The 7615-nt window shown below is 72.3% G+C and carries 3 protein-coding genes; 1 reads left to right on the forward strand and 2 read right to left on the reverse strand.

The window, feature by feature from the left end; genetic code table 11:
• Window positions 1-120: 120 nt before the first annotated feature.
• Window positions 121-1551, reverse strand: coding sequence for a type VII secretion-associated serine protease mycosin (mycP, locus tag ACFV4N_RS36490; protein WP_499677232.1), 1431 nt, complete (start codon window positions 1549-1551; stop codon window positions 121-123).
• A gap of 7 nt (window positions 1552-1558) precedes the next feature.
• A complete protein-coding gene (gene eccD / locus ACFV4N_RS36495) occupies window positions 1559-2953 on the reverse strand; it encodes a type VII secretion integral membrane protein EccD (RefSeq protein ID WP_499677233.1) in 1395 nt (464 codons plus the stop codon).
• Between the two features lie 272 nt (window positions 2954-3225).
• Between eccD and eccCa the strand changes: the two genes are divergently transcribed.
• Complete coding sequence (gene eccCa / locus ACFV4N_RS36500) at window positions 3226-7230, forward strand: type VII secretion protein EccCa (protein ID WP_499677234.1); 4005 nt, start codon at window positions 3226-3228, stop codon at window positions 7228-7230.
• The last annotated feature ends 385 nt before the right edge of the window (window positions 7231-7615 follow it).

Here is a 7615-nt window from a genome sequence, read left to right on the forward strand (position 1 = left end):
GCACCTAGGAGCTCTTCGGCAAGCCCAAGAAGTCCGCGCCGCCCGTGCTCGGCGAGGACTGACGGCCACGCGAAGAGGGGCCGCCCGGACGACCGGGCGGCCCCTCCGACGTTCCCGGCGTCAGACCAGCGACCTCTTCACCGGGACGGCGGCCTTGCGGGCGCGGTTCCGGTTCACCGTGTGCACGATGAACAGCGTCAGCAGCAGCAGGCCCACGCCCGCGCCCGTGCCCGACAGCGCCACGATCATCGGCGTCCGGTCCGGCGGGTTGAGCGGGTCGAGGGTGGTCATCACCTGCTCCGGCACCACGGGCTTCGCGCCCGGCCGCTCCGAGGGCAGCTCCGCGGTCAGCGCGGCCACCGGGTTGATCATCCCGTAGCCCACCTTGCGGTCCCGCCCGTCCGGGTTGCCCGGGTGCTGCGCGGTGGCCTTGATGCGGTCCATCACCTGCCGCGCGTCCAGGTCCGGGTACCGCTCGCGCACCAGCGCCGCCACGCCCGCCACGTACGGCGCCGCGAAGCTGGTGCCCTGGATCGCGGTGACCTTCCCGGTCGGGTCGACGTTCGCGTCGGTCAGGCCCTCGCCCGCCGGGTCCAGGGTGACGATGCCCTCACCGGGCGCGGCCACGCTGACCCACGGGCCCCACACCGAGAACGACGACACGTCGCCGGTCTGGTTGATCGAGGCCACGGACAGCACGTCGTCCGCGTACCAGGGCGGCGACGCGACGACCCGCACGTTGTTCACGTCCTCGAAGTCGTTCTGCCCCTCGCAGCCGTTGGCCGGGTCGATGTTGCCCGCCGCGGTGACCACGACCACGTCCCGGTCGTTGACCGCCCAGTCGATCGCGGCCTGGAGCTCGCGCTCCTGCCTGCTCGGCTCGTGCGGCGCGGCGCAGGCGGTCAGCGAGATGTTGATGACCTGCGCGCCCTGCTCGACCGCGACCACGATGGCCTGCGCCAGCGTGCCGACCTTGCCCGCGGTGGGCCGGTTGTCGACCTTCGCCGGGTCCTCGTACTTGTAGTGCTTGCTGGTCTGCCGGATCGCGATGACCTGCGCCTCGGGCGCGGCGCCGACGAAGCCGGTCGCGTCGTCCCGGCTGGCCGCGGCGACGCCCGCCACCCCGGTGCCGTGGCCGTCGCAGTCCTTGACGCCCTTCTCGTCCGTCTCGACGTAGTCGCCGCCGGCGGTGACCCGGCCCTTCAGCCGCGGGTGCTCGGCGTTGACGCCGGTGTCGATGATCGCCAGCTTCACGTCCCGGCCGGTGGCGAAGCGGTGCGCCTCCTCCAGGCGCAGCTGCATCTGGCCCCAGGGCCGGTTCTCGATGCGCCGGTTGTTCGTGCCCGACCGGATGCACTCGACGCCCTTGGTGTAGTTGACGTCCTCCTTCGCCGGGACGTTCGGCGGGCGCAACGACGGGTCCACCGGCGGCGGCTGGGAGTTCGGCCTGGTCGGCGGCGTGCTCGTGGCCGGCTGGGCGTGCGCGCCGGGGGCGGCGGTCACCAGGGTGACCGCCGCGGCGAGCAGGGCGGCGAGCTTGCGGGTCCGCATCAGGGCCTCACGCGGGGATGAGCTGGCGCATGGCGACGTACAGGTCCATCACGGCCAGCGCCAGCGGCAGCACGGAGGCGATCAGGATCGCCTCCAGGACGTCCACCGTGCGCCGCAGCACCGGCGAGAACTTCTGGTTCGGGAAGATGACGCCGAGCACCAGCGCCGCCGCGCCCACGACCACCAGCGCGCCGAACACGTACAGCAGCCGGTCGCCGGGCGAGGACTGCACGAGCCAGCCGACCAGCACGCCCGCGCCCGCGACCATGCCGCTGACCAGCAGCGCCACCGCCTGCGCGCCGTTGGCGTAGGAGCGGCCGCGCAGCAGCAGCACCAGGGTCACCGCGATCGCCAGCAGCGTGCCCCAGATGCTGTCGTCGGAGGCGGCGATCACGCCGAACACCGCGGCGATGCCGCCGCAGCCGATGATCATGCCGGTCAGGTACTCGTGGGCGTTGGCGGTGCGCCGCTCGATGACCGAGTACTCCGGAAAGCCGGTGTCCTCCTTGAGGTCCTCGGCGCTGCCCGGGACGGTCGGCAGCGGCAGCTTGGCCAGCTGGATGGTCAGCCGGGGCAGCGCGGACAGCGCCGCCAGCGAGACCGCCGAGGTGGCCGCCGCGATGCCGACCACGGGGTGGTCGACGAAGATCCCGACCAGGAACGCCAGGCCGCTGAGCGCGCCCGCGGTGGCCGCGGCGATGAACACCGTGATGCCGCGCCCGATCAGCAGGATCGCCGCCGAGGCGAAGATCAGCACCAGCACGCTGGCCAGCAGCAGGCTCGGCCGGCCGACCTCGCCGGGCACGGTGTAGAGGCCCGCCACGTACGCCATGGGCAGGCCGCCCGCCGCGGCGATCAGCACGCCGGTGCCGGTCGCGTTGTACGAGCGGGAGATGACCGCGCCCGCGGCCAGCGCCACGATCGCCACCACGCCCGCGCTGATGGCGGGCGCCAGGTTGCCGCCGCCGCCCAGCGGGCCGGACAGCAGCACCGCGATCGCGGCGGTGATCAGCGCCAGCGCGCCGGCCAGGTGGCCGTAGCGGCGGGCGGTGTCCTTCGTCCACGGCCGGAAGCTGTCCGGGTCGGACTCCGCGATCGCGTCGACCACGTCGTCGTACAGCGGCGGCGGCGGGTTCTCGTTGCGCTTGCGCAGCTGGAGCAGCTCGCCGTCGACCACGCCGAGCGAGGCCAGCGTGCGGCTGGGGTCGAGCGGGCCGTCCCCGAGCTTGGCCAGGGCCCAGCCGCCGTGCCGCACGCCGCCGTCCGGAGTGGCCTCCTTGGCCATGTCCAGCAGCATCGGCAACAGGTCGGCCACGGCCACGTCGGCGGGCAGCGCGACGTCGATGCGCGTCCGCGGCGCCACCACCGTCACCCGGCTGAACACCGTCGTACCGGTCGCCACCAGCGCCCCCTAAAGTCCTGGATGAGTGTGTGCTGCGGGTCGCCCCGACTGTATTGGTCCGGACGGCGGTCCCTCCGGCGGACCCAAGTATGGCCGCACGGGGCGGCTCGGCAGTGCTGTTCCGCACAACACGTGCGCAACACATCTTGACCGCCTATTTCCCGGACCCACCGCCGGGAGGTGCCCGGATGGGCCATAGTGTCGGGTGCGACCGGCCGCGCCCACACGCGCGCCAAGCGGTCTTGGAACGAGTTTGAAGAGGTGCCCGTCAGGTGAGCACGCTGCAGTTCAAGCGCACGGCACGCCTCGCCGCGCCCCGCCCGCCGGGCGGCGAGGTCCACCTCGAACCGCCGCCCGAGGTGCCCCGCGTCATCCCCGGCAACATCATGATGAAGGCGCTGCCCGTCGTCATGATCGTGTCGTCCGTCGGGATGATGCTCCTGATGTTCACCTACAGCAATCGCAGCCCGGCGGCCATGATCATGCCGGGCATGATGCTGGTCTCGACCATCGGCATGATGGCCGGCGGCATGGGCGGCGGCCGCGGCCAGAAGAAGGCCGAGATGAACGAGGACCGCAAGGACTACCTGCGGTACCTCGGCCAGATGCGGGACCGCGCCCGCGAGGCGGCCAACGAGCAGCGCGCCGAGCGCGAGTGGGTGCACCCCGACCCGCAGGTGCTCTGGTCGCTGGCGACCACCCGGCGCATGTGGGAGCGCCGGCAGAACGACCCCGACTTCTGCCACCTGCGCGCGGGCCGCGGCTCGCAGCGCCTGGCCACCCGCCTGGTGCCGCCGCAGACCGGCCCGGTCGAGGAGCTGGAGCCCATCGCGACGCTGGCGCTGCGCCGGTTCGTGCGCGCCCACTCGCTGGTGCCCGACCTGCCGATCTCGATCGCGCTGCGCGGCTTCGCCGCCGTCGGCCTGCTCGGCGAGACCGAGGCCAAGCGCGGCCTGGCCCGCGCCCTGCTCGCGCAGATGGCGACCTTCCACTCGCCGGACGACCTGCTCATCGCCGTGGTCACCACCGGGCGCACCAAGGCCGAGTGGGAGTGGATGAAGTGGCTGCCGCACGTGCAGCACCCGACGATCATCGACGGCATCGGGCAGATGCGGATGATGGCGGGCTCCCTGACCGAGGTCGAGCAGATGCTGGACGAGCAGCTGCGCGACCGGCAGCGGTTCACCCGCAACGCGCCGCCGCCCGCGGACCAGCCGCACGTGGTGATCCTCATCGACGACGGCGACGTGACCCGCGAGGAGCAGATCGTCCTGGAGGAGGGCCTGGTCGGCGTCACGCTGCTCGACCTGTCCGAGTCCCTGGGCAACCTGACCGCCCGCCGCGGCCTGCGGCTGGTGATCGAGGACGGCAAGCTCGGCGCGCGCAGCGCCAGCGGCGTGGAGTGGTTCGGCGCGCCGGACTGGCTGAGCGTGGTCGAGGCGGAGGCGCTGGCCCGGCGGCTGTCGCCGTACCGGATCGGCGGCGTGGACTCGGGCGGCCTCGACGAGGACCCGCTGTCCATGAACAACAACCCGCCGCTGCTGGAGTTCCTGGGCATCCCAGGCGACCCGATGACGTTCGACGTGCAGTCGGCGTGGCGGCCCCGGCCGGTGCGCGACCGCTACCGCGTGCCGTTCGGCATCGGCGAGTTCGGCCAGCAGGTGGAGCTGGACATCAAGGAAGCGGCGATGGAGGGCATGGGCCCGCACGGCCTGTGCATCGGCGCGACCGGTTCCGGCAAGTCCGAGTTCCTGCGCACGCTCGTGCTCGGCATGCTGGCCACGCACTCGTCGACGACGCTGAACATGATCCTCGTCGACTTCAAGGGCGGCGCGACGTTCCTCGGCCTGGACAAGGCGCCGCACGTCGCCGCGACGATCACCAACCTGGCGGGCGACCTGACCCTGGTCGACCGCATGAAGGACGCCATCGCCGGCGAGGTGGCCCGCCGCCAGGAGGTCCTGGCCAAGGGCAACTACAAGAACGTGTGGGACTACGAGAAGGCCCGGGAGAACGGCGCCGACCTCGACCCGCTGCCCGCGCTGTTCATCTGCATCGACGAGTTCTCCGAGATGCTGACGGCCAAGCCGGACTTCATCGACATCTTCCTCCAGATCGGCCGCGTCGGCCGGTCGCTCCAGATGCACATGCTGCTGGCCTCGCAGCGCCTGGAGGAGGGCAAGCTGCGCGGCCTGGACACGTTCCTGTCCTACCGGATCGGCCTGAAGACGTTCTCCGCCGCGGAGTCGCGCGCCGCGATCGGCGTGCCGGACGCCTACGAGCTGCCGCCCATCCCGGGCTCGGGCTACCTGGGCGTGCAGGGCGCGCCGCTGACCCGGTTCAAGGCGCTGTACGTGTCCGGGCCGTACCGGCCCGCCGGCCTCCAGGTCGGCGGCCCGTCCGCGCCGGTGACCAGCGACAAGCGGCCCCGGTACTTCGTGCCGGACTACATCGAGATCCCCAAGGAGCCGGTCCGGCCCCTGGAGCCGGTGGTCCAGCAGAAGAAGGAAGAGGACTCCAACGAGCCCAGCGAGCTGGAGGTCATCGTCGAGCGGCTGGTGGGCCAGGGCCCGCCGGCGCACGAGGTGTGGCTGCCGCCGCTGAACGAGCCGCCGTCGCTGGACACCCTGCTGCCGCCGCTGCAGCCGACCGAGGACCGCGGCCTGACCGCGCCCGGCTTCTTCGCCAACGGCAAGCTCCAGGTGCCGCTCGGCGTGGTCGACAAGCCGTTCGAGCAGCGCCGCGACCTGCTGTGGGCCGACTTCTCCGGCGCCGCCGGCCACGGCGCGATCGTCGGCGGCCCGCAGTCGGGCAAGTCGATGATGCTGCGCTCCCTGGTCACGTCCATGGCGCTGACGCACACGCCCGAGGAGGTGCAGTTCTACTGCCTCGACCTCGGCGGCGGCACGCTCGCCGCGCTGGAGAAGCTGCCGCACGTCGGTGGGTTCGCCAGCCGGTTGGACGTGGACAAGGCGCGCCGCATGGTGGCCGAGCTGACCGGCCTGATCTCCGAGCGCGAGCAGCGGTTCCGCGCCCAGGGCATCGACTCGATGGTCGAGTTCCGCAACCGCAAGCGGCGCGGCGAGATCCGGGACGACGACTTCGGCGACGCGTTCCTGGTCGTCGACGGCTGGATGAACTTCCGGCAGGAGTTCGAGACGCTGGAGCCGGCGGTCCAGGCGCTCGCCGCGCAGGGCCTGTCGTTCGGCGTGCACGTGGTCGTGGCGGCCAACCGGTGGGCGGAGATCCGGCCCGCGATGAAGGACCTGCTGGGCACGCGGTTCGAGCTGCGGCTCGGCGACCCGAGCGAGTCCGAGGTGGACCGGAAGGTCGCGGTCAACGTGCCCGCCGGCCGGCCCGGTCGCGGCCTGTCGCCGCAGAAGCTGCACTTCCTGACCGCGCTGCCGCGCATCGACGCCTCGTCGGACGCGATCAACGTGGCGGCGGGCGTGCAGGACATGATCGCCAAGGTCAACGGCTCCTGGCGCGGCAGGCGCGCGCCGCAGGTCCGCCTGCTGCCCGACGTGCTGCCGCACGCCGAGCTGATGAACCAGGTGCTCCAGGTCAACCCCAACCGGGGCCACCTGGTGCCGCTGGGCGTCAACGAGGACGAGCTGGCCCCGGTCTACCTGGACTTCGACGCCGACCCGCACTTCATGGCGCTGGCCGACGGCGAGTCGGGCAAGACCAACATGCTGCGCACCATCGTGCGCGGCATCATGAACAGCTACACCTCCAGCGAGGCGCTGATCCTGCTGGTGGACTACCGGCGCACGATGCTCGGCTACATCGAGACCGACCACCTGCTGTCCTACGCGGTGTCGGGCAACCAGCTGACGGACATGATCAAGGACGTCCGCGGCTCGATGGTCGGCCGGCTGCCCGGTCCGAACGTGACGCAGGAGGAGCTGAAGAACCGGTCCTGGTGGAAGGGGCCGGAGCTGTTCGTGGTGGTCGACGACTACGACCTGGTCGCGCCGCAGGGCGGGATGAACCCGCTCCAGCCGCTGGCCGAGTTCATCCCGCAGGCCAAGGACGTCGGCCTGCACCTCGTGGTGGTGCGCCGCATGGGTGGCGCGTCGCGGGCCCTGTTCGACCCGATCCTGGGCAAGCTCAAGGAGATCGCGGCGCCGATCATGGTCGGCTCGGGCTCCAAGGAGGAGGGCAACATCGTGGGCAACCTCAAGCCCTCGCCGCAGCCCCCGGGCCGGGGCACGCTGGTCACCCGCAAGTACGGGCAGCAGCGCATCCAGGTGGCCTGGATCGACCCGGACTAGCCACTGCGCCGGGCGCGCGGAGGGCCCCACCGGTCACCGGTGGGGCCCTCCGGCCGTTCACGGGGTGTGGCGCGACCGCGGTCGCCGGGGTGGGGGAGCGCCCCGACGACCGCGGCGCTGTCACGGTGACCTGGACTTCCCCTATGCTCCAGCAGCGGTGACGGTAGGGGGAGCGGTGTCGGTCGAGCTGTGCGTCCTCGGGCCGGCGGAGGCGCGGCCGGTCGACCGCCCCGCGCTCGTCCCCGCAGGTCGCGCCCCCGTCCCGCGCACACCGCCGCCGTACCGGACGGGTGGACGCGCACCCGTTGTCCGAATCCGGGACCGCGCCGTGCCCACATCGCCGCGAATGCGGGTTACGCTGCCCGTGGTGATGATGCGGTTACCG

The organism is Actinosynnema sp. NPDC059797 (assembly GCF_042732085.1).
GTDB lineage: Bacteria > Actinomycetota > Actinomycetes > Mycobacteriales > Pseudonocardiaceae > Actinosynnema.

Excerpts from the sequence above, each read along its gene's own strand:
- mycP (WP_499677232.1), bottom strand. The coding sequence starts at position 1,551 with ATGCGGACCCGCAAGCTCGCCGCCCTGCTCGCCGCGGCGGTCACCCTG.